Origin of the sequence: Streptomyces wedmorensis (assembly GCF_000716445.1) — a bacterium.
Taxonomy (GTDB): domain Bacteria; phylum Actinomycetota; class Actinomycetes; order Streptomycetales; family Streptomycetaceae; genus Streptomyces; species Streptomyces wedmorensis.
In genome coordinates, this window is sequence record NZ_JNWK01000002.1 from 197,308 (window position 1) to 218,105 (window position 20,798).

At 72.5% G+C, this 20,798-nt stretch carries 18 protein-coding genes; 12 read left to right on the forward strand and 6 right to left on the reverse strand.

Going from position 1 to position 20,798, the window contains the following annotated elements:
- Positions 1-2 precede the first annotated feature (2 nt).
- Both OO54_RS02085 and OO54_RS02090 read left to right on the forward strand, forming a co-directional pair.
- Positions 3-1,298: a hemolysin family protein gene (locus OO54_RS02085; RefSeq protein ID WP_033201135.1), complete on the forward strand. Its 1,296-nt coding sequence runs from the start codon at positions 3-5 to the stop codon at positions 1,296-1,298.
- Positions 1,295-1,648, forward strand: coding sequence for an MmcQ/YjbR family DNA-binding protein (locus tag OO54_RS02090; RefSeq protein WP_033201136.1), 354 nt, complete (start codon positions 1,295-1,297; stop codon positions 1,646-1,648). The genes OO54_RS02085 and OO54_RS02090 overlap by 4 nt, the downstream gene beginning before the upstream one ends.
- Before the next feature lies 1 nt (position 1,649).
- On the opposite strand, the gene OO54_RS02095 is transcribed toward OO54_RS02090, so the two are convergent.
- Positions 1,650-3,053 (reverse strand): MFS transporter, encoded by a 1,404-nt coding sequence (locus OO54_RS02095; protein WP_033201202.1) that lies wholly within the window; start codon positions 3,051-3,053, stop codon positions 1,650-1,652.
- Positions 3,054-3,165: 112 nt separating this feature from the next.
- On the opposite strand from OO54_RS02095, the gene OO54_RS02100 reads away from it, so the two are divergent.
- The 7 genes from OO54_RS02100 (at position 3,166) to OO54_RS44850 (ending at position 10,295) form a co-directional block, all read left to right on the forward strand.
- The gene (locus OO54_RS02100; RefSeq protein WP_033201137.1) at positions 3,166-4,053 is read left to right on the forward strand and encodes a helix-turn-helix transcriptional regulator; all 888 of its coding nucleotides are present in this window, start codon (positions 3,166-3,168) and stop codon (positions 4,051-4,053) included.
- A gap of 237 nt (positions 4,054-4,290) precedes the next feature.
- On the forward strand, positions 4,291-4,653 hold the full coding sequence (locus OO54_RS02105) for a cytidine/deoxycytidylate deaminase family protein (protein ID WP_017239248.1): 363 nt from the start codon (positions 4,291-4,293) through the stop codon (positions 4,651-4,653).
- A gap of 241 nt (positions 4,654-4,894) precedes the next feature.
- Positions 4,895-5,374: a hypothetical protein gene (locus tag OO54_RS02110; protein ID WP_033201138.1), complete on the forward strand. Its 480-nt coding sequence runs from the start codon at positions 4,895-4,897 to the stop codon at positions 5,372-5,374.
- Positions 5,375-5,579: 205 nt separating this feature from the next.
- On the forward strand, positions 5,580-6,911 hold the full coding sequence (locus tag OO54_RS02115; protein WP_033201139.1) for a beta-xylosidase: 1,332 nt from the start codon (positions 5,580-5,582) through the stop codon (positions 6,909-6,911).
- 69 nt (positions 6,912-6,980) lie between these two features.
- The gene (locus tag OO54_RS02120; RefSeq protein ID WP_033201140.1) at positions 6,981-7,928 is read left to right on the forward strand and encodes a WxL protein peptidoglycan domain-containing protein; all 948 of its coding nucleotides are present in this window, start codon (positions 6,981-6,983) and stop codon (positions 7,926-7,928) included.
- A gap of 21 nt (positions 7,929-7,949) precedes the next feature.
- A complete protein-coding gene (era, locus tag OO54_RS02125) occupies positions 7,950-8,900 on the forward strand; it encodes a GTPase Era (RefSeq protein WP_017239245.1) in 951 nt (316 codons plus the stop codon).
- Between the two features lie 57 nt (positions 8,901-8,957).
- Entirely contained in the window at positions 8,958-10,295 is a 1,338-nt protein-coding gene (locus tag OO54_RS44850) for a TerD family protein (RefSeq protein ID WP_051786653.1), read from the forward strand.
- A 3-nt stretch (positions 10,296-10,298) separates the two neighbouring features.
- On the opposite strand, the gene OO54_RS02135 is transcribed toward OO54_RS44850, so the two are convergent.
- Together OO54_RS02135 and OO54_RS02140 are read right to left on the reverse strand one after the other, a co-directional pair.
- On the reverse strand, positions 10,299-10,550 hold the full coding sequence (locus tag OO54_RS02135) for a protealysin inhibitor emfourin (protein ID WP_033201141.1): 252 nt from the start codon (positions 10,548-10,550) through the stop codon (positions 10,299-10,301).
- A 20-nt stretch (positions 10,551-10,570) separates the two neighbouring features.
- Positions 10,571-11,623 carry a M4 family metallopeptidase gene (locus tag OO54_RS02140; protein ID WP_033201142.1) on the reverse strand — a complete coding sequence of 351 codons (1,053 nt, stop codon included), beginning with the start codon at positions 11,621-11,623 and terminating at the stop codon, positions 10,571-10,573.
- Between the two features lie 293 nt (positions 11,624-11,916).
- Here OO54_RS02140 and leuA point away from each other — a divergent pair, with 293 nt between their 5' ends.
- From leuA to OO54_RS02155, 3 genes are all read left to right on the forward strand, one after another.
- Complete coding sequence (gene leuA / locus OO54_RS02145) at positions 11,917-13,680, forward strand: 2-isopropylmalate synthase (RefSeq protein WP_033201143.1); 1,764 nt, start codon at positions 11,917-11,919, stop codon at positions 13,678-13,680.
- Positions 13,681-13,917: 237 nt separating this feature from the next.
- Complete coding sequence (locus OO54_RS02150) at positions 13,918-15,234, forward strand: choice-of-anchor A family protein (protein WP_033201144.1); 1,317 nt, start codon at positions 13,918-13,920, stop codon at positions 15,232-15,234.
- A gap of 131 nt (positions 15,235-15,365) precedes the next feature.
- Positions 15,366-16,058 carry a TerB family tellurite resistance protein gene (locus OO54_RS02155; RefSeq protein WP_033201145.1) on the forward strand — a complete coding sequence of 231 codons (693 nt, stop codon included), beginning with the start codon at positions 15,366-15,368 and terminating at the stop codon, positions 16,056-16,058.
- Positions 16,059-16,066: 8 nt separating this feature from the next.
- Here OO54_RS02155 and OO54_RS02160 read toward each other — a convergent pair whose 3' ends face one another.
- The 3 genes from OO54_RS02160 to OO54_RS02165 form a co-directional block, all read right to left on the reverse strand.
- Positions 16,067-17,437: an FAD-binding oxidoreductase gene (locus tag OO54_RS02160; protein WP_033201146.1), complete on the reverse strand. Its 1,371-nt coding sequence runs from the start codon at positions 17,435-17,437 to the stop codon at positions 16,067-16,069.
- A gap of 104 nt (positions 17,438-17,541) precedes the next feature.
- Positions 17,542-19,308, reverse strand: coding sequence for a helix-turn-helix transcriptional regulator (locus OO54_RS42220; RefSeq protein ID WP_051786654.1), 1,767 nt, complete (start codon positions 19,306-19,308; stop codon positions 17,542-17,544).
- A gap of 97 nt (positions 19,309-19,405) precedes the next feature.
- Entirely contained in the window at positions 19,406-20,776 is a 1,371-nt protein-coding gene (locus OO54_RS02165) for an FAD-dependent oxidoreductase (RefSeq protein WP_033201147.1), read from the reverse strand.
- Positions 20,777-20,798 lie beyond the last annotated feature (22 nt).

Below are 20,798 nucleotides of genomic sequence, written 5' to 3' on the forward strand. Positions count from 1 at the left end.
CCGTGGACGTGTCGCTGATCCTCGGCGCCGTCGCGCTGGTCATCGTGGCCTGGCTCGCCGCCTGCGCCGAGGCGGGCCTCGCCCGCGTCTCCACCTTCCGCGCCGCCGAGGCCGTACGGTCCGGGCGGCGCGGGGCCGAGAAGCTCGCGCAGGTCGCCGCCGACCCGACCCGCTACCTCAACGTGGCGCTGCTCGTCCGCGTCGCCTGCGAGATGGCGGCCGGCGTCCTCGTCACGTACGCCTGCCTCGAGGCCTTCCCGGAGACCTGGGAGGCGCTGCTCGTCGCGATCGCCGTCATGGTCCTCGTCTCGTACGTGGCCGTCGGCGTCTCGCCGCGCACCATCGGCCGCCAGCACCCGCTGAACACGGCGACCGCCGCCGCGTACGTGCTCCTCCCGCTGGCCCGGATCATGGGCCCGATCCCGCAGCTGCTGATCCTCATCGGCAACGCGCTGACCCCGGGCAAGGGCTTCCGCAAGGGCCCCTTCGCCTCCGAGGCCGAGCTGCGGGCCATGGTCGACCTCGCCGAGCAGGAGTCGCTGATCGAGGACGAGGAGCGCCGCATGGTGCACTCCGTCTTCGAGCTGGGCGACACCCTCGTGCGCGAGGTGATGGTGCCGCGCACGGACCTCGTCTGCATCGAGCGGTACAAGACGATCCGTCAGGCGCTCACGCTCGCGCTGCGCTCCGGCTTCTCCCGGATCCCGGTCACCGGCGAGAACGAGGACGACATCGTCGGCATCGTCTACCTGAAGGACCTGGTCCGCAAGACGCACATCAACCGCGACTCCGAGGCGGACCTGGTGTCGACCGCGATGCGGCCCGCCGCCTTCGTCCCGGACACCAAGAACGCGGGCGACCTGCTGCGCGAGATGCAGCAGGAGCGCAACCACGTCGCCGTCGTCATCGACGAGTACGGCGGCACGGCCGGCATCGTCACCATCGAGGACATCCTGGAGGAGATCGTCGGCGAGATCACCGACGAGTACGACCGGGAGCTGCCGCCCGTCCAGGACCTCGGCGAGGGCCGCCACCGGGTCACCGCCCGGCTCGACATCGGCGACCTCGGCGAGCTGTACGGCCTGGGCCCCGACGAGTACGACGACGAGGACGTGGAGACCGTCGGCGGCCTGCTCGCCAAGGCGCTCGGCCGCGTCCCGATCGCCGGCGCCAAGGCGGTCGTGGAACTGCCCGACGGCCGTTCGCTACGGCTGACGGCGGAGGCCCCCGCCGGCCGCCGGAACAAGATCGTCACCGTGCTGGTGGAACCCCTGGAACCGGAGGACGCACCGGAATGACCCCCGACGAGCTGCGCACGCTCTGCCTGGACTTCAACGACGCCTCGGAGGAGTTCCCGTTCGGGCCGGACACCTCCGTCTTCAAGGTGGCCGGGAAGATGTTCGCGCTGTCGTGGCTCGACGGCGACCCGCTGCGGATCAACCTCAAGTGCGACCCGGACGACGCGGTACGGCTCCGCGAGGAGCACCCCGCGATCGCCCCCGGCTATCACATGAACAAGCGGCACTGGAACACCGTGACCGTCGGAGAGCTCCCGGACCGGATGGTCCGGGAGCTCGTCGAGGACTCGTACGACCTCGTCGTCGCCGGTCTGCCGAAGGCGGTACGGCTCCGCCTCGACCGCCCCTGAGTCAGGACCGGCGCCGCAGGCCGAGGCCGACGAGGACCGCGGTGCCGAGGACGATCGCCGCGTCCAGGGCGATGACCGTGCGGACACCGCCGTACAGGTCGGATCCCGTGGTCGCGAGCACGCCGAGCAGCGGGATGCCGACCGTGAGGCCGACCTGCTGGGTGGTGGTCACCAGACCGGTCGCCAGGCCCTGCTCCTCGTCCGGGACGCCGGAGGTGACGGTCAGGCCGTACGAGATGATCGCGCCCAGGTGGAACATGCAGGCCAGCGAGGCCGCGACCGTCGCGAGGACCGCCCCGGAGTCCCGTCCCACACCGAGGACCGCGGCCGTCAGCAGGCCCTGCCCGACGAGCGAGCCGACCAGGACGCGGCGGGTGCCGAGCCGGCCGATCACCTTCGGGGCGAGCGTGCCGGCCAGGATCGCGGCCAGGCCCTGCACACCGAAGACGAGGCCGGTGACGAACGCCGAGAGGTGCAGCGTCTCCTGGAGGTACAGGGTCAGGACGAAGACGACGGTCGACATCATCGCGAAGGTGACCAGGCCGCCCAGGTTGCCGAAGGCGACCGTCCGCCTCCGCAGCATCGGCAGCGAGACCAGCGGGGACGCGTGCCGGGACTCGACCCGCACGAAGACCGCGAGGAGCACCACGCCCGCCACCAGGGTGACCAGCACGTCCGCGCCGCCGAAGCCGCGCTGGGCAGCCGTGGACAGCGCGTAGATCAGGGCGAGCAGGCCGCCGGTGACGGTCACCGCGCCCGGCACGTCGAGCCGGGGCCGCTCCGGGGTGCGGGACTCGGGCAGCAGGCCCGGCGCCAGCGGCAGCACGATCAGCGTGAACAGGGCGAGCAGGCCCATCGTGGAGCGCCAGCCGAGGGTGTCGGTCATGACGCCGCCGAGCACCATGCCGACGGTGAAGCCGAGCGACAGCAGCGTGCCGGAGATGCCGAGCGCCCGGTCGCGCAGCGGCCCCTCGGGGAACGTGGTGGTCAGCAGCGACATGCCGGTGGGGACGATCGCGGCGGCACCGATGCCCTGGAGGGCGCGGCCGGTGAGGAACACCGCCGGGTTCCAGGCGAGGGTGGCGAGCAGCGAGGCGGCGCCGAAGAGCACGAGCCCGGCGAGGAACAGCCTCTTGCGCCCGTAGAGGTCGCCGATCCGGCCGAAGAGGAGCAGGAAGCCGCCGGACGGCAGGGCGAAGGCGGTGACGGCCCACTGGAGGGCGGACTGGCCGAGGCCGAGGTCGGCGCCGAGGACGGGCAGCGCCACGTTCAGGACGGAGAAGTCGAGCGCCACCATGAACTGGGCGGCGCACAGCACGAAGAGGATGAGCCGGGTGCGGCCGGTGAGCACCGGAGGAGCCGCGGGGGTGGTGGGGGCGGTCGGGGGAGAGGTCGTCGTTGCCATGCCCCCACCCTCGGCGTCCGGGAACAACGTTGGGGAGCGGGAACTTATCCTGTTGGTCGCACCACCAGGCACCGCCAGGCATCCACCATGCGTCCAGGGGGAGGAAGCACACGTGGCCACCGTTCTCGAGAGCGCCGGAGCGAAGCGGCACCGACTCGGCGAACTGCGCGAGTTCCTGATGAGCCGTCGGGCGCGGGTCAGTCCGGCGGAGGCGGGGCTCCCGGACGGAGGGGCGCGCCGCCGCACTCCGGGCCTGCGCCGGGAGGAGGTCGCGGTCCTCGCGGGCGTCGGGGTCTCCTGGTACCAGTGGCTGGAGCAGGGCCGGGACATCACGGTGTCGTCGCAGGTCCTCGACTCGGTCGCGCGGGTGCTGCGGCTGAGCCCGGCGGAGCGGCGGCACCTGTACGTCCTGGCGGGACTGAACCCGCCTGCCCTGGAGGCGGCCCCGGAGGACCGGGACATGTGCGACGGGCTGCGGCGCCTGATCGACGCGTGGATGCCGTTCCCGGCGCACATCATGGACCGGTACTGGAACACGGTCATGTACAACGACGCGGCGGCGATCGTCCTCGGGATGCGGCCGGAGATCTCCCAGAACTGCATGATCGCGTTCTTCACCGACCCGCTGCACCGCGCCCGGGTGAGCCACTGGGAGGAGCTCGCGCCGAAGGTGGTCGCGCAGTACCGCTCGGCGTGCTCGGAGTACGAAGACGACGGCGGGTTCCGGGCGGTGATCGACGAGCTCAAGGAGTGCAGCGAGGAGTTCGTGGAGCTGTGGGAGCGGCGGGACGTCCTGCCGGGCGGCCAGAACCGCAAGGAGATGGAGCACCCGGTGGTCGGCACGCTCGTCGTCGAGTCGACGCAGCTCAGGGTCCCCGCCCGCCCCGACCTCGTCATCGTCATGCACACCCCGCTCCCGGAGGCCGACACCGCCGAGAAGCTGGAATGGCTGGTCTCGCCCGAGGGCCGGCGCGGCGCGATGTACCCGCTCGCGGGCTGACCCCCGGGCGGCCGAGGGCCGAGACGGTCCCGCCCGGCGCCCGGGAAGGTCCGGCCGAGGGCCGAGACGGTCCCGCCTAGGGCCCGGGAAGGTCCGGCCGAGGGGCGAGACGGTCCGGGCGAGTGCCGAGACGGTCCGGCCCCCGGTCGCGCCGCCGGCCGGTCGAAGGTCGAGACGAGGTGGCCGAGGACTGAGACGCCGGACGGCCGGGCGTGGGCCCCGACCTATGCTCGGGGCATGACACTCAGCAGCGAGCACGGCGACCTCGGCGCCGAGGACCTCAAGATCATCACCTTGGCGCGGAGCGCCCGCGCCCGCAACGGCGTGCCCGAGGGCGCGGCCGTGCGCGACGAGACGGGCCGGACGTACGTCGCCGGCACCGTGGAGCTGGAGTCGCTCAAGCTGAGCGCGCTGCGGACCGCGGTGGCCATGGCCGTGGCCAGCGGCGCCCAGTCCCTGGAGGCGGCGGCCGTCGTGTCGAACGCCGAGGCCGCCTCGGACGAGGACCGCGCCGCCGTACGGGACCTCGGCGGCCCCGGGACCCCCGTCCTGCTCGCCGGCCCCGACGGGCGGCTGCGCACCGCTGTCACCGCCGGCTAGGTCCTGCCCCTCGGATCGTGCCGGGCTCGCGGCGCCTGGTCGCACGGCGCCCCCGAGGCATCGAGGACCCGGCCGCCCGCCGGGTCCTTGCGCGTTTGTGAAGGATCACCGCAACTTCTCTTGCCTTCCCCGGTCGTCTGCGCATCAATGGCATCGGTTCGCCTGACGGACCGTCGGATGTTCGCCAATCACGCAGTGCCCGCACCCCTGCGTTCTTCATCGGAAGGGGTACGAACTCGCCATGAGAAGCAGAAGCACCTTAGGGACCGTCGCGGTCGTCAGCGGGGCGCTGGCGGCCGCCGGACTCGCCTTCGCGCCGACGGCCGGCGCCGTCGCTCCGGGCAGCGCCACGGCGACGTACGACTGCGGCAGCTGGGGCGGTGGCAGTGCCACCCTCACGGCCACGCAGAGCGGCACCGCCGCGACCATCACCGTCACCTCGGCCGTCACGACACCGATCCCGGTCGGTGCCGATACGATCAACGCCACGCTGACGATGGCCAAGGGCGGCGGCGGCACCCGGGTCTTCACCGGCAAGAAGAACCCGGCGCTCGGTGCCGGGCAGTCCGTCGTCATCGGCCCGCTGAGCGGGACCGTGGCCTCGGGCGACAGCCTCAACTCGTACTTCGCGGGGGTCGCCCTCAAGATGGTGATCTTCGGGGTCACGGTGAACTGTGACGCGCTGACGTCGCAGTCGCCCGGCCCGTTCGTCTTCAGCTGAGCCCTCTCCACAAAGGACCGGTGTCGCCTTCGGTGGCACCGGTCTCTGTCGTGTCCGCACCACCGTTGAGCTGGGGAAACGTCTCCCGTTCGTCGATCTTGACATTATCTGATGGGTCATCAGTCAATGGGTCCCGATCCCATTGACTTCTCTCCGCCCGCAGCCGTCAATGGCGCCCACTCATCCCTCAGGAGGGGGCACACCCATGGCACTCAACCGATCCCGGGCGGCGGCCCGAAGACGGCGTTGGACCGCCGTCCTCGGCGCCACCGCCCTCGCGGTCGGCGGCGGCGCGCTCGCCGCCCCGGCGGGCGCGACGACCACCTCGCAGTCGGTGGAATTCCCGACCCGCTGCGTCCCGCCGCCCATCGCCGGCATCCCGCCGATCGAGGGCGTCACCACCGCCGAGATCACGGTCGACAAGCCCAGCCCCAAGGTCGGCGAGACCGTGACCGTGACCTACACGGTCACCAAGCCCGCCGCGTCCAACCCCGTCGACCTCGCTCTCCCGGCCGACATCATGACGCCCAGCGGCAAGGTGGTCCTCGGCGGCGCCCAGACCGGCCAGGTCACCGTCACCGGCCCCAAGAAGAACCCGCCGGTCCCCGGCAAGGGCTCCTTCCCGGCCTTCTCCATGACGGGCACCTTCACGGCCACCGCGGCGGGCTCGATCACGCTCTCGCCCGGCGACTACAACATCCACACCAGCTACCTCATGGAGCTGGACACCCCCTGTACGGTGCTCAACCCGCCCGCCCCGGTCTCCGAGACGGTCGTCGCGAGCCCCGTCACCAACCCCAACACGCGCACGCTCCAGCTCGACAGCGCGTCCGGGGACCCCGGCGTCCGGGTGACCGTCAGCGGCTCCAAGTTCACCCCGCTCGCCGAGGTCACCGTCGTGGGCCGGGCCGGCGGGGCGGAGACCGCCGACCGGATGACGGTCACGACCGACGCCGAGGGCGGCTTCGCCGCGCGCCTGAAGGTCAACGACCCGGCGACCACCGGGATCGTGGCGTACGAGGGCGCGGCCTGGGACCCGGAGAAGGGCGCCGGACCCGCCGCGTACAAGGTCATCGTCCCGGCACCGCCGAACAGCCAGACGATCACGGCGGCCGTCACCGCGGGCGAACTGTCCATGACCCAGGCCGGGGACGCCGTCCAGCTGTCCTCGGTCGACTTCGGCGCGGGCGGCGCGGCCACCGGCGCCCTGCAGACGGTGACCGTCAAGGACTTCCGCGGCGGCCCCGCGGGCTGGTCCCTGACCGGCAAGGTCACCGACTTCAGCGGGCCCGGCGGAGCCATCGGCGCCGGGAACCTCAGCTGGACGCCGGCCTGCACCGCCAAGGCCGGCAGCCCCAGCGCCTGCTCGGCCGGCTCGGCCGGGCCGGTCGGCAGCGGGGGCGCGACCCTCGCCTCCACCCCGAACGGCACCCTCACAGGCGGTGAGTTCACCGTCGACGCGGGACTCTCCCTCGACGTCCCGGCGTTCACCGCGCCCGGCTCGTACGCGGGCGTCCTCACGCTGACGCTGTCCTGACCACCCGCGGGCCGGGCGCGCACCCGGCCGGCCCGCTCCGTCTCCGCACCCCCGGGGGGTTCCGCACCCGTGCGCACCAAGCCGTACGTCCTCCTCCTGAGCACCCTCCTCGCGCTGCTCGCCCTCGCACCGAGCGCGGAGGCCGCCGAGAACGGCGAGTGGGCCGTCTACCCGGCCGCCGCCCGGCTCGGCAGCCGCCCCTACTTCTTCCTCTCCGCCGACCCCGGCAGCACCCTCACCGACCGGGTCACCGTCACCAACAAGACCGCCGCCCCGCTCACCTTCCGGCTGTACGGCGCCGACGCCTACAACACGGACCGGGACGGCGGCTTCGCCGTCCGCACCCAGGCGGAGCGGCAGACCGGCGCCGGCGCCTGGATCAAGCCCGAGCGGACCCGGGTCACCGTCCCGCCGCGCTCCGCCGTCACCGTGGCGTACACGCTCGCCGTCCCCGCCGACGCGGACCCCGGCGACCACCCCGGAGCCCTCGTCGCGCTCGACGAGCGGGTCAGCCCCGGCGGGAAGGGCACCGTCGCCGTCGGCGTGCAGCGGGCGGTCGCCGCCCGCCTCTACCTCCGGGTCAACGGGCCGACCGTCCCCGCGCTCGCCGTCGAGGACGTCACCCTCGACCAGGACCGGCCGCTCGTCCCCGGCACCCGCACGAGCAGCGCCGTCGTCTCCTACACCCTGCACAACCGGGGCAACGTCACCCTCAACCCCAAGGTCGCCCTCAAGGCCCGCGGCCTCTTCGGCCGCACCCTCCTCGACCGCGACCTGGCCGAGGTGCCCGCCGAGCTGCTGCCCCGCCAGAAGATCCGGCTCACCGAGCGCTGGACCGGCTCCCCGCAGTTCGACTGGGGCGACATCACCCTCACGGCGACCGCGAAGGACGTGAAGGAGACCGGCGCGGTGTCCTTCCTCGCCCTGCCCTGGCTCGCCGCCGCGGTCCTCGTCACGGGCGCCGCGGCCGGCCTCCTCGGCCTGCGGATACGGCGCCGCCGGGCACTGAGTGCGTGACGCGGGCGCTCATCGGGGACAATGGCCCCCATGAGCGCTCGCAACCAAGAAACCGAAGCCGTCCACCGGGCCGGCTTCGCCTGCTTCGTCGGCCGCCCCAACGCGGGCAAGTCCACCCTCACGAACGCTCTGGTCGGCCAGAAGGTGGCCATCACCTCGAACCGGCCGCAGACCACCCGGCACACCGTCCGCGGCATCGTGCACCGCCCGGACGCGCAGCTGATCCTGGTCGACACCCCCGGCCTCCACAAGCCGCGCACCCTCCTCGGCGAGCGGCTCAACGACGTCGTCCGCACCACCTGGGCCGAGGTCGACGTGATCGGCTTCTGCCTGCCCGCCGACCAGAAGCTCGGCCCCGGCGACAAGTTCATCGTCAAGGAACTCGCCGCGATCAAGAAGACCCCGAAGGTCGCGATCATCACCAAGACAGACCTGGTCGACTCCAAGACGCTCGCCGAGCAGCTGATCGCCGTCGACCAGCTCGGCAAGGAGCTGGGCTTCGAGTGGCAGCAGATCGTCCCGGTCTCGGCCGTCGGCGACAAGCAGGTCCAGCTCGTCGCCGACCTGCTCATCCCGCTCCTCCCGGAGTCCCCGCCGCTCTACCCGGAGGGCGACCTCACGGACGAGCCGGAGCAGGTCATGGTCGCGGAGCTGATCCGCGAGGCCGCGCTCGAAGGCGTACGGGACGAGCTGCCGCACTCGATCGCGGTGGTCGTCGAGGAGATGATCCCGCGGGAGAACCGCCCCGCGGACCGGCCGCTGCTCGACATCCACGCCAACGTGTACATCGAGCGCCCCAGCCAGAAGGGCATCATCATCGGCCCCAAGGGCAGCCGCCTCAAGGAGGTCGGCATGAAGTCCCGCAAGCACATCGAGGCGCTCCTCGGCACCCCGGTCTTCCTCGACCTCCACGTGAAGGTCGCGAAGGACTGGCAGCGCGACCCCAAGCAGCTGCGCAAGCTGGGCTTCTAGCCCGGCTTCCGGAAACCGTCCTAGGCAGCCTCCGGGGGCGCGTGTCAGCATGGCGCCGTGACAGAGATCGTCAAGGGGGGAAACCTGCCGGTCCCCGGGCAGGCGTGGCGGGTCGCGGTCGTCCGGCGGGCCGCCGGTGACGGGGTGCCGGAGGTCGACGCCTCGGCCCTGCTGCTCGACGCCTCGGGCAGGGTCAGGGGCGACGGCGACCTGGTCTTCTACAACCAGCCCGCGCACGCGTCCGGCGCGGTGCGCCTGAGCGGGCAGGTGCGGGACGAGGAGCAGCGGGTCGCCGACTGGCTGGAGATCGACACCGCGCTCGTGGAGCCCGCCGTCCAGCGCATCGTGATCACCGCGTCCAGCGAGGACGGGACGTTCGGCCAGGTGCCGGGCCTCCACATCCGGACGGTCAGCGCCGCCACCGGCGAGCAGCTCGCGCTGTACGAGGTCGACGACGCGAGCACCGAGACGGCGTTCGTCCTCGGCGAGTTCTACCGGCGCGACGGGGCGTGGAAGTTCCGCGCCGTGGGCCAGGGGTGGGACTCCGGCCTCGTCGGCCTCGCAGAGGACTTCGGCATCGTGGGCAGGGACCCGGATCCCGCCCCCGACGACGATCCCGCGCACGACGACGAGCCCGCCCCGGCCGACGAGCCCGTCTCCGGCGACGCCGCTCCGGAGGCCATCCCCGAGGAGCTCCTCGCCAAGGTGAGGGAGGCCGAGGCCGGGGCCGCCTCCGTACGGACAACGCCGCGGGTCCCCGTACAGCGACCCCCGCGGACCGGTCCGCGGTCGGACGCCGAGCTCTTCGGACAGGACTTCCCGGAGTTCGTCCGCAGTGGCGAGGGCAAGGCCGACATCACCGTCGACGTGCCGATCCCGGCCGGATACGTCATCGTCGAGGCGACCCGGAAGGGCGACAGTTTCTTCAACGTGCGCAGCATCGACGAGAAGGACGAAGGCGGCGGCACACTGCTCGCGAACACGACCCTCGAGGACTACGAGGGCCGCCGGTGCATGCACCACGACGGCAAGGCCCCGCTGCGCCTGCGCGTGAGCACCTCCGACGCCTCGTGGACGATCGCCGTCCGGCCGGTGAGCACCCTGGAGGTCCTCGACGGCTCCGCCAAGGGGCGGGGCTCCGACGTGCTGCTCCACACGGGCCCCGCCGGCCTGCTCACCTCCCAGCTCCACTCGAGGCTGGGCCATGAGTGGATCTGCGTGGAGGGCTACGAGCCGGACGGCCGCCGCCACCTGCTCGCCAACGAGGCGGGCAGGATCATCCGGGACACGCGTCCCCTGCCCGAGGGGCCTCTGCTCGTGCAGCTCACCAGCGCCGACACCCATTGGTCCCTGAAGGTCAGGCAGAACAGGTTCTGGCGCCGCGCCTCCCGCTAGCGGTTACGCGCCTTCCTTGAGGACCCTCGTGACGAGGGTCCTCTGCGCGTCCGTGAGCCTGGGGTCGCAGCAGCGGACCGTGCGGCCGTCGACGGTGATCTCGTACGAGAAGCCGTCCGGCACGCCCCGGACGTCGCCGTCACCGTCGGCGAGGACGGTGGCGGCCAGGGCCTCCAGTTCGGGGTCCGTGACCGCCACCTCCGCCGACCGCTCGATGCCCGCGAAACCGCCCGTGCGTCGCACTCGAATCCGCATGGCCCCTGTCTACCAGCCGGTCAGTCGGTGGGCACCCCCACCGCCGTCCAGGCCTTCAGGACGGCCTGGATCTCCTCGCCCTCGCCGTACCGGGCGCGGGTCGCGGCCACCGTGGCCGCCGCGAACTCGTCGAACCGGGTCTCGGGGGCGAGGGTGCCGCCGGTCATCACGTCGTACCAGATCTGCCCGGCCCGCTCCCAGGCCTTGCCGCCGAGCTCGGTCGCGACCAGGTAGAAGGCGTGGTTGGGGATGCCGGAGTTGATGTGCACCCCGCCGTTGTCGCGGCCCGTGCGGACGTAGTCGTCCATGTGGCCGGGCTGCGGGTCCTTGCCGAGGACGTCGTCGTCGTACGCGGTGCCCGGGGCCTTCATGGAGCGCAGCGCCGTCCCCTCCACGTTCGGGTGGAAGAGGCCCTCGCCGATGAGCCAGTCGGCCTGCTCGGCGCTCTGGTCGAGGGCGTACTGCTTGACGAGGGAGCCGAAGACGTCGGAGACCGACTCGTTGAGGGCGCCGGACTGGCTGAAGTACTCCAGGTTCGCCGTGTACTGGGTGAAGCCGTGGGCGAGCTCGTGCCCGATGACGTCCACGGGCAGCGTGAAGTCGAGGAAGATCTCGTCGTCGCCGTCGCCGAACACCATCTGCTCGCCGTTCCAGAAGGCGTTGCCGTAGTTCTCGTCGTAGTGGACGGAGGCGATCAGCGGCAGTCCGGAGCCGTCGATCGAGTCGTGGCCGTAGGCGTTCAGGAAGAGGTCGAAGGTGGCGCCGAGGCCGGCGTAGGCCCGGTTGACGGTGGCGTCGGCGACCGCCTCCTCGCCCTCGCCCCGGACCTTGGTGCCCGGCAGGTCGGTGCCGCGCGCGCAGTCGTGGACGGTCCGGTGCGGCTTGCCGGCGTCGCCGGGGGCGAGCGTCGGGGCGGCGCCGGGCAGCGGCAGCACCCGGAACGTACGGGCGGCGGCGTCGGCGACCAGGGTGCGGCGGGCGGCGGCGGCGACGGCCGGGTTCGAGGAGCGGGCCAGGTGCTCCAGGAGGTGGGGCGGCACGATCGAGCAGAAGGCGGACGTCTGGGGAGTCATCCCAGCAATGTGGCACTGCGTGGTGCGACTGTCACGAGGAGAGACGAAGATTGGCGAAATGGAGTGATGAGTCACCTTTCGGGCTTGACGCGGCCGCCGTCCCGCATACTGAAACAGGACGTCCGCCTTCCACGGACCTGGGCTATGGTGACGCACATCATGCGTTTCGGGCTGCTTCTCCTTAGCTGCCGCGGCGAGGGCCTGTAGTCGTAGGCCGACCCCCTCCCCGCGGGACCTGGTGTTGCGTTCGACAGTCGGCCGTCCCTCCCGTTGGACCCGAGGAGCCCTACGCAATGACCCAGTCGCCTTTCGTCAGCCGCCCCACGCCCGTCACCAACGCGACGCAGCTGCAGAAGCCGTCCGGCATGCCGATCCACAAGTACGGCCGGTACGAGGCCGTGGTCATCCCCGACCGCACGTGGCCCGAGCAGCGCATCACCAAGGCGCCCCGCTGGCTGTCCACCGACCTGCGTGACGGCAACCAGGCACTGATCGACCCGATGTCCCCGGCCCGCAAGCGCGAGATGTTCGACCTGCTGGTCCGCATGGGCTACAAGGAGATCGAGGTCGGCTTCCCGTCCTCCGGCGAGACCGACTTCGCGTTCGTGCGCTCCATCATCGAAGAGGGCGCGATCCCGGACGACGTCACCATCTCCGTACTGACCCAGGCCCGCGAGGACCTGATCGAGCGGACCGTGGAGTCCCTGGTCGGCGCCAAGCGCGCCACCGTCCACCTGTACAACGCCACCGCCCCCACGTTCCGCCGGGTCGTCTTCCGCGGTTCGAAGGAGCAGATCAAGCAGATCGCCGTGGACGGCACCCGTCTGGTCATGGAGTACGCGGAGAAGCTGCTGGGCCCGGAGACGACCTTCGGCTACCAGTACAGCCCCGAGATCTTCACCGACACCGAGCTGGACTTCGCCCTGGAGGTCTGCGAGGCGGTCTGTGACGTCTGGCAGCCCGGCCCGGGCCGGGAGATCATCCTCAACCTGCCCGCCACCGTGGAGCGTTCGACGCCGTCCACGCACGCGGACCGGTTCGAGTGGATGTCCCGGAACCTGACCCGCCGCGAGCACGTCTGCCTGTCCGTCCACCCGCACAACGACCGCGGTACGGCCGTCGCGGCGGCCGAGCTGGCCATCATGGCCGGCGCCGACCGCATCGAGGGCTGCCTGTTCGGCCAGGGCGAGCGCACCGGCAACGTCGACCTGGTCACCCTGGGCATGAACCTGTTCAGCCAGGGAGTCGACCCGCAGATCGACTTCTCGCAGATCGACGAGATCCGCCGCACGAGCGAGTACTGCAACCAGATGGAGGTCCACCCGCGCCACCCCTACGCGGGCGACCTGGTCTACACCGCCTTCTCCGGCTCCCACCAGGACGCCATCAAGAAGGGCTTCGACGCGATGGAGGCCGACGCGGCCGCCAAGGGCGTCACCGTCGACGACATCGAGTGGGCCGTTCCCTACCTGCCGATCGACCCGAAGGACGTCGGCCGCTCCTACGAGGCCGTCATCCGGGTCAACTCGCAGTCCGGCAAGGGCGGTATCGCGTACGTCCTGAAGAACGACCACAAGCTGGACCTGCCCCGCCGGATGCAGATCGAGTTCTCGAAGATCATCCAGCAGAAGACCGACAGCGAGGGCGGCGAGGTCACGCCGGCCGCGATCTGGGCCGTCTTCCAGGACGAGTACCTGCCCAACCCGGACAACGCCTGGGGCCGCATCCAGCTGCGCTCCGGCCAGTCCACCTCGGACACCGACGGCACGGACACGCTGACCGTCGAGGCGGTCGTGGACGGCGTCGACACCGTCCTGACGGGCTCCGGCAACGGTCCGATCTCGGCGTTCTTCGCCGCGCTGCAGTCCATCGGCGTGGACGCCCGCCTGCTGGACTACCAGGAGCACACCATGAGCGAGGGCGCCTCCGCGCAGGCCGCCTCGTACATCGAGTGCGCCATCGACGGCCAGGTCCTGTGGGGCATCGGCATCGACGCCAACACGACCCGCGCCTCCCTGAAGGCGGTCATCTCGGCGGTCAACCGCTCCGCCCGCTGACCCGCACCGCGCCCGAAGGCCGCCCCGCGCCCCTCCTCACGGAGGAGCCGGGGCGGCCTTCGCGTGTGAGCCGCGTCACGGTTTCAGGTTCGCTTAAGGAAGATCATCCCGGCATGCCGGAATCGGCGCCATATCAGGTGAGTTGACGGCACATCGGGGAATGGCGGAAGGTCGGCTCGTCCGCTCGGACACACCCCCCACGCGCCCTCCCCGTACCTCCCTGACCTGGAGTTTCGCATGCGCACGACCGCTGCCGTGGCCGCCGTTCTCGCGGTGACCGGTGCCGCCCTCGCCTGGGCCCCCGCCGCTTCCGCCACGACCTCCACGGAGTGCGCGACGAACCCGCTCGGAACGGCCGGCCTGTACGCCGAGTTCGTCGAGAAGGACTCCACCCGCCACTCGGACTCCGAGGGCGCGGTCGCGGTCGGCGGCGACGCCTTCTTCGGCGACGCGAAGGTCGGCCAGGGGTTCTCCGTCGGCAACAAGCTGACCGGCGCCGACCTGGCGAAGCTGCCCGGCGGCCACAGCCTCGTCGTCGGCGGCACCCTCCACGCCAACCAGGTCGTGATCACCAAGGGTTCGGGCGTGTACGGAGCACTCGACGACCGCTCGGCGAAGGGCGCCGGCTTCGCCGTCGACGGCCCGCACGCCAAGGGCGCCTCCCCGGTGGACTTCGGCAAGGAGTTCACGCGGCTGCGCGCGCTGTCCGCCGGCTGGGCCGCGACGAAGCCCAACGGCACGGTCTCCACCTCCGGTGACGGCATCTTCCTCACCGGCACGGACCCGAAGCAGAACGTCTTCGCCGTGAACGCCGCCGACCTGGAGAAGTTCCGCGCGATCACCCTGGACGTCCCGGTCGGCTCCTCGACCCTGGTGAACGTGCTCGGCACCTCGTACGACATGAGCGCCTCGGCCACGTACGGCGTCTACTACCGGAACCTCGACGGCGGCACCCCCGTCATCGACGACTACGCCGTGCCGCGCGACGAGTACCGGCAGATCCGCTCCAAGCTGCTGTGGAACTTCCCGCAGGCCGACAGCGTGAAGAAGAACCACACCTCGTGGCCGGGCGCCATCCTCGCGCCGGACGCCAAGGTCGAGATGGGCGGGAAGAACATCGGCCCCGGGCACGTCAACGGCTCCGTCATCGCCGAGGAGCTCGTCACCGTGCCCGGCGCCGAGACCCACCAGATGAACTTCACCGGCTGCCTGCCCGGAGAGCCGACGCCGGGCCCGGTCGTCACCCCGGAGGCGCCGAAGCCGACCGACACCCCCGCCCCCACCCCGCCGGCCACCCCCGGCGAGGGCGGCGCGACGCCCGGCGCGTCCGAGACGCCCGGGGGCTCCGCGTCCCCCTCCGCGCCCGCCACTCCGGGCGACAGCACCACCGCCCCGGCCGCCACCCCGACGCCGGCGCCGTCCGCCACTCCGGAGGGTGATCTCGCGACCACGGGATCGGCCATCGGTCCTGGCGCGATCGGGGCCGCGGCCGCCGCCGTCGTCATCGGCGGGGGCTTCCTGGCCTTCGGAAAGCGTCGCCGCCGCGCCTCCTGAGGCTTCCGGCAGGGTGACGTGTCTCGGCCAACTCCACGGTGAACTCCCTACGGGGTGCTGACGTCACATCAAGGATGTGGCTAACATCACGCCAACGCCGGCAGTGCAGCCGGGCCGTTGAGGAGGTGCGTATGCGGTCTGCCCGGAATTCACGTGGTGGGAAAGTGGGCGTCTGCGGAATCCGCACCTCCTGGAACACCGTCGGAGACGGCGAGTTCTTCTGCGAGGAGTGCGGGGGCGACCGCAACTACCGGCGGCGCACCGGCCGCCGCAGGTTCGCCGTCCTGGGCGTCCCGGTCCTGCCCCGGGGCTGTACGGGCCCCGTCGTCGAATGCGCGGCCTGTCACACGCACTTCGGCACCGAGGTCCTCGACCACCCGACGACGAGCCGCTTCTCGGCGATGCTGAGGGACGGCGTGCACACCGTCGCCCTGGCCGTGCTCGCGGCCGGCGGCACGGACTCCCGCGCGGTCCTCGACCGGGCCGTCACCGCCGTCCGGTCGGCCGGCTTCGCCGAGTGCACGGCCGTCCAGCTCGTCGACCTCGTCGAGGCCCTGGCCGCCGACACGGGGCGCTTCATGCCCGAGGTGAACCCCGAGGGCACGCTCCTCGCGATCGAGCTCCACGAGGCCCTGGAGCCGCTCACCCCGCACCTCGCGCCCGCCGGCCGGGAGTCGATCCTGGTCCAGGCCGCGCGGATCGCCCTCGCCGACGGGCCCTACAGCCCGACCGAGATGGAGGTCCTCGGGACCGTCGGGAACGCCCTCGCGTTCGCCCCCGACGACACCGTCCGCCTCCTCGACTCGGCGCGGACGGTGTCGTAGGCCCCGGTCTACGGGGCGATGTTCTGGTTGAGCCGGAACACGTTGTCGGGGTCGTAGCGGCGCTTGACCGTGCGGAGCCGGTCGTAGTTCTGGCGGTAGTTGACCCGCACCCGGTCCTGGTCGTCGGTGTCCATGAAGTTCACGTACCCGCCCTCCTGGGTGTGCGGGCGCAGCGCCTCGTCGTAGGCACGGGTCCAGGCGATGTTCCGCTCGGAGTCCGCCGGGTCGGTCCAGGTGCCGCCGAAGGAGTGCGAGAAGACGGCGTCCCGGTAGGCGAAGGCGGTGTCCTGCGGCCCCACCTCGTGGCATGCCCCGTCGATCGGGAAGATCGCCGTGTCCGACTCCAGCGACGGCATCGTCTCGCCGTACGCCACGTGGGCCGCGATCGCGCCCTCGGAGAGCTCACGGCTGAAGTTCCCCTTCCAGTAGTGGTGGAGCCCCGGCGGCAGCTGCTCGTCGAAGAGGGTGTTGATCACCGGGTACGGCATCCGGTCCATGAACCGGCCGACGACCGGGCCGAGCCCGTCCAGGCGGGCGAGGACCTTCTCGTCCTCCGTCACCGAACCGGTGAAGCAGGTGAACGCGGCGCAGATCGGGCGGCCGTGCCAGCGCTCCGGCAGGAACGGCTCCTGGGGGCCGAGCGCGATCACGAAGATCGAGTTGAGCTCGACCGGCGCCGCCGCGTTCATCGCCTGCCAGGCGCGTGCCACGTCCCCGTCCAGCGGGTAGCAGGTGATCCCGCCGAAGACCACGTCGACCGGGTGCAGCCGGTAGGCGAGCGAGGTGACGACGCCGAAGTTCCCGCCGCCGCCGCGCAGCGCCCAGAACAGGTCCGCGTTCCGCTCGGCGTCGCAGGTCACGAGCGCGCCCTCGGCGGTCACCACGTCCGCCGCGACCAGGTTGTCGCAGCTCAGTCCGCAGCGGCGGGCCAGGTGCCCCATGCCGCCGCCGAGCGTCAGGCCGCCGAGGCCGGTCGTGGAGACCACCCCGCCGGTCGTGGCCAGCCCGAAGGCGTGGGTGGCGTGGTTGAAGTCGCCCCAGGTGGCGCCGCCCTCGGCGCGGGCCGTACGGGCCTTCGGATCGACCCGCACGCCCCGCATCCGGGACAGGTCGACCACGAGGCCGTCGTCCACGGTGCCGAAGCCGGCGACCGAGTGGGAGCCGCCCCGCACGGCGAGCGGAAGGTCGTGCTCCCGGGCGTACAGCACCGCCGCGATCACGTCACCGGCGTCCACGGCGTGGACGACGACGGCCGGCCGGCGGTCGTGCAGGGCGTTGTAGACCCGGCGGGAGACGTCGTACGACGGGTCGCCGGGCGTCACGACGGTGCCGCGCGCGGCACCGCGAAGCGTGTCCAGGGAGTTGGTCGTGGTGGTCATGGATCCGGTGTAGCCCCGTGGGCCGCGGGCCCGCATCGCCCGGACCGCCCATGGGCGGTCCGGGCGCCGCATGGGTTGTACGGCCCATGGCGCGGCCCGCCGCGTCAGACCAGGTCGTGCGCGTACGCGTAGGCCGTGGCGGCGGCACGGGAGCCGACGCCGAGCTTGGCGAAGATGTTGTTCAGGTGACGGCCCACGGTGTGCTCGCTGATCACCAGGGCGTGGGCGATGTCCCGGTTGGTGCCGCCGGCGGCGACGAGCCGCAGGACCTCCGCCTCGCGGGCGGTCAGACCGCCGGGCAGCCGCCGCCGCTTCCCGCCGGAGAGCAGCGCCGCCGCGCGCCGGGCGTCCGGCACGGCCCCGAGCCGCTCGAACACGGCCCGCGCGGCGCCCAGCTCCAGCCGGGCGGCCTCCTCGTCGCCCGCCGCCCGGCAGGCCGCCGCGAGCAGCATCCGCACCTGCGCGGCCTCGTACGGCACCCGCAGCTCCAGCCATCCGGCGAGCGCCCGCCGCAGCGGCGGCAGCGCGGCCCCGTGGGAGGCCAGGGCGACCGCGCCGGCCGCCGTGTCGGCCATCGCCCGCAGCAGGGGCACGTCCGCGGCCAGCGCGTCCAGGTCCGCCGCCGCCTCCGTCGCACCGGCCACGTCCCGGACGGCGAGGGCCACCTCGGTGCGGGCGGCGAGCAGCCGGGCCCGGCCCAGGAGGTCGTGGCGCGGGTCGCTCTGGCAGGCGAGCGCCAGTTCGACGCCCGCGACCGCCGCGTCGGCCCGGCCCTGCGCCAGGCGCAGCAGCGCCAGCCCCGGCTGCGGGATCCGGCCCAGCTCGTGCGCGTGGGCGTACGACACCGCGGCCGCGTCGAGCCGGCCCTGCCGTCGCTGCACGTCCCCGGCGGCGTAGTACGCGGCCGCCGCCGACTCCAGGCAGTCCACCGGCACCTCCCGGCACGCGAGCCGGGCCTCCGCCTCGGCCGGTTCCCACGCCCCGAGCAGGTCGAGGACCTCCACGCGGTGGGCTCTGCAGACGCCCCGGAAGGGGTTCTCGCCGGAGGGGACGGTCATGGGGAGGGGGGCCGGGGACGCGGCCGGGCCGGCGGCCGCGTCCGTCGTCGAGCGGCCCGACCACGGCGGCGCGCACCACTCCATCGCCGCGTTCGTCCACTCCACGGCGCGGCCGAGGTCGGCGGCCTCCATGCACTGGGTGAGGGCGAGGCAGTAGAGCCAGCCCGTGAACATGCCGGTGAGCTCCCCGGCGGAGACGGCGCACATGGCGTCGTCGAGGAGGGCGAGGGCCTGGGCGCGGCGGCCGTCGGCGAGGAGGACGGCGGCCTCGGCCTGGCGGCTCAGGGCGAGCAGGTCGGGGCTGCCGGAGCGGAGGGCGAGGCGGGTCATCCGGTGGGCGGCGGCGAGGGCCGCGGCCCGGTCGCCGTGCTGCTCGGCCTCCTCGGCGTCCGTCCAGGCGAGGAAGCACTGCTCGGGGCACGGGGGCAGGTCCGCCAGGTGGTGCCTGGCCCGGTGGAGCCAGCCGGAGGCCGCCGCGGGCCGCCCGAGACCCCGGTACTCGAAGTACAGCCACCAGGAGGCGAGCCCGGCGCCCCGGTGGTCGCCGGCTGCGAGGAAGGCGGCGTGCGCGCGGAGCCTGGCGGTGACGGACTCGTCGACGTGCCCCGACCACCAGGCCGCGTCGGCGAGCGCGGACAGGTCGTCGGCGGTCAGCGCGCGCGAGGGGTGCCGGTCGTGGGCGTGCAGCAGCGCGTACACCTCCGCCCAGGACTCCCGGCCGGCGGCCTCACGGGCCCGCTCGACCACGTCCGCCGACCCGGCCGTGGTGGTTCCGTCGGCGGCGGTGGCCGTGTGCGTCACCGGTGCGGACATGGCCCTCACCTCTTCCCGGTCCTTTCAGGGTAGGACCGGGAACGCCCGAGGGCCCCGCGACCGACAGGTCGGGGGCCCTCGGGCGTGACTGCCGCGACTACTGGATCGCGCCGCTGGCGCGCAGCATGTCCTCGCGCTCGACGATCTTCACGCGCTCGCGGCCCTGCGGCTCGCCCAGCGCCTTCTCGGCCGCGTCGAGGGCGTACCAGCCCTCCCACGTCGTGTAGGTGAGGCCCTTGCCCTCCAGGAAGGACACGATCGCGTCCGTCTCGGGGGTCTCGGGCGTCAGCAGACGGCCGTTGGCGAAGTCGTCCAGGAGGTTGGCGACGGTCTCGTTGGCGTCGCCCTTGGTGTGGCCGATGAGGCCGACGGGGCCGCGCCGGATCCAGCCGGTGCAGTACGTGGAGGCCATGGGCTCGCCGGACTCCTCGATCACGCGGCCGCCCTGGTCGGGGATGGTGCCGGTCGTGGTGTCCCACGGGATCTTCGGGAGCTCATCGGAGAGGTAGCCGACCGCGCGGTAGACGGCGGAGACGTCCCAGTCGGTGGTGGCGCCGGTGCCCTTGACGTTGCCGGTGCCGTCGAGCTCCGTGCGCTCGGTGCGCAGGCCCACGACCTTGCCGTCCTCGCCGAGGATCTCGACGGGCGACTCGAAGAAGTGCAGGAAGAGCTTGTGCGGGCGGTCGCCGGTGTCGCGGATCGCCCAGTTCTCCAGGGTCTTCGCGACCATGTCGGTCTGCTTGTTCTTGCGCCGCTCGGCGATCGAGCCCTCGTCGTAGTCGATGTCCTCGGGGTTGACGATGACCTCGATGTTCGGTGAGTGGTCGAGCTCGCGCAGCTCCATCGGGCTGAACTTCGCCTGCGCGGGGCCGCGACGGCCGAAGACGTGCACTTCGAGGGCCTTGTTGGCCTTGAGGCCCTCGTAGACGTTCGCAGGGATCTCGGTCGGCAGCAGCTCGTCCGCCGTCTTCGCGAGGATGCGGGCGATGTCGAGCGCCACGTTGCCGACGCCCAGGACGGCGACCTTCTCGGCCTCCAGGGGCCAGGTGCGCGGGACGTCCGGGTGGCCGTCGTACCAGGACGCGAAGTCGGCGGCGCCGTACGAGCCGTCGAGCTCGACGCCGGGTATGCGGAGCTCGCGGTCGGCCATGGCGCCGGTCGAGAAGACCACGGCGTCGTAGAAGGCGCGCAGGTCGTCCAGGTGTATGTCGGTGCCGTAGTCGACGTTGCCGAACAGGCGGACCTGCGGCTTGTCGAGCACCTGGTGCAGCGCGGTGATGATGCCCTTGATGCGCGGGTGGTCGGGCGCCACGCCGTAGCGGATCAGGCCGAAGGGGGCGGGCATCCGCTCGAAGATGTCGATGGACACGCCCGGCTCGGCGGCGGCGTCGGACTTCAGCAGCGCGTCGGCGGCGTAGATGCCGGCGGGGCCGGCGCCGACGATCGCGACCCGGAGGGGGCGGGGCATGACGGGATTCCCTTCGCAAGCG

Excerpts from the sequence above, each read along its gene's own strand:
- OO54_RS02090 (WP_033201136.1), top strand. The coding sequence starts at position 1,295 with ATGACCCCCGACGAGCTGCGCACGCTCTGCCTGGACTTCAACGACGCC.
- OO54_RS02095 (WP_033201202.1), bottom strand. The coding sequence starts at position 3,053 with ATGGCAACGACGACCTCTCCCCCGACCGCCCCCACCACCCCCGCGGCT.
- OO54_RS02105 (WP_017239248.1), top strand. The coding sequence starts at position 4,291 with ATGACACTCAGCAGCGAGCACGGCGACCTCGGCGCCGAGGACCTCAAG.
- OO54_RS02110 (WP_033201138.1), top strand. The coding sequence starts at position 4,895 with ATGAGAAGCAGAAGCACCTTAGGGACCGTCGCGGTCGTCAGCGGGGCG.
- OO54_RS02115 (WP_033201139.1), top strand. The coding sequence starts at position 5,580 with ATGGCACTCAACCGATCCCGGGCGGCGGCCCGAAGACGGCGTTGGACC.
- era (WP_017239245.1), top strand. The coding sequence starts at position 7,950 with ATGGCCCCCATGAGCGCTCGCAACCAAGAAACCGAAGCCGTCCACCGG.
- OO54_RS02135 (WP_033201141.1), bottom strand. The coding sequence starts at position 10,550 with ATGCGGATTCGAGTGCGACGCACGGGCGGTTTCGCGGGCATCGAGCGG.
- OO54_RS02140 (WP_033201142.1), bottom strand. The coding sequence starts at position 11,623 with ATGACTCCCCAGACGTCCGCCTTCTGCTCGATCGTGCCGCCCCACCTC.
- leuA (WP_033201143.1), top strand. The coding sequence starts at position 11,917 with ATGACCCAGTCGCCTTTCGTCAGCCGCCCCACGCCCGTCACCAACGCG.
- OO54_RS02150 (WP_033201144.1), top strand. The coding sequence starts at position 13,918 with ATGCGCACGACCGCTGCCGTGGCCGCCGTTCTCGCGGTGACCGGTGCC.
- OO54_RS02155 (WP_033201145.1), top strand. The coding sequence starts at position 15,366 with ATGCGGTCTGCCCGGAATTCACGTGGTGGGAAAGTGGGCGTCTGCGGA.
- OO54_RS02160 (WP_033201146.1), bottom strand. The coding sequence starts at position 17,437 with ATGACCACCACGACCAACTCCCTGGACACGCTTCGCGGTGCCGCGCGC.
- OO54_RS42220 (WP_051786654.1), bottom strand. The coding sequence starts at position 19,308 with ATGTCCGCACCGGTGACGCACACGGCCACCGCCGCCGACGGAACCACC.
- OO54_RS02165 (WP_033201147.1), bottom strand. The coding sequence starts at position 20,776 with ATGCCCCGCCCCCTCCGGGTCGCGATCGTCGGCGCCGGCCCCGCCGGC.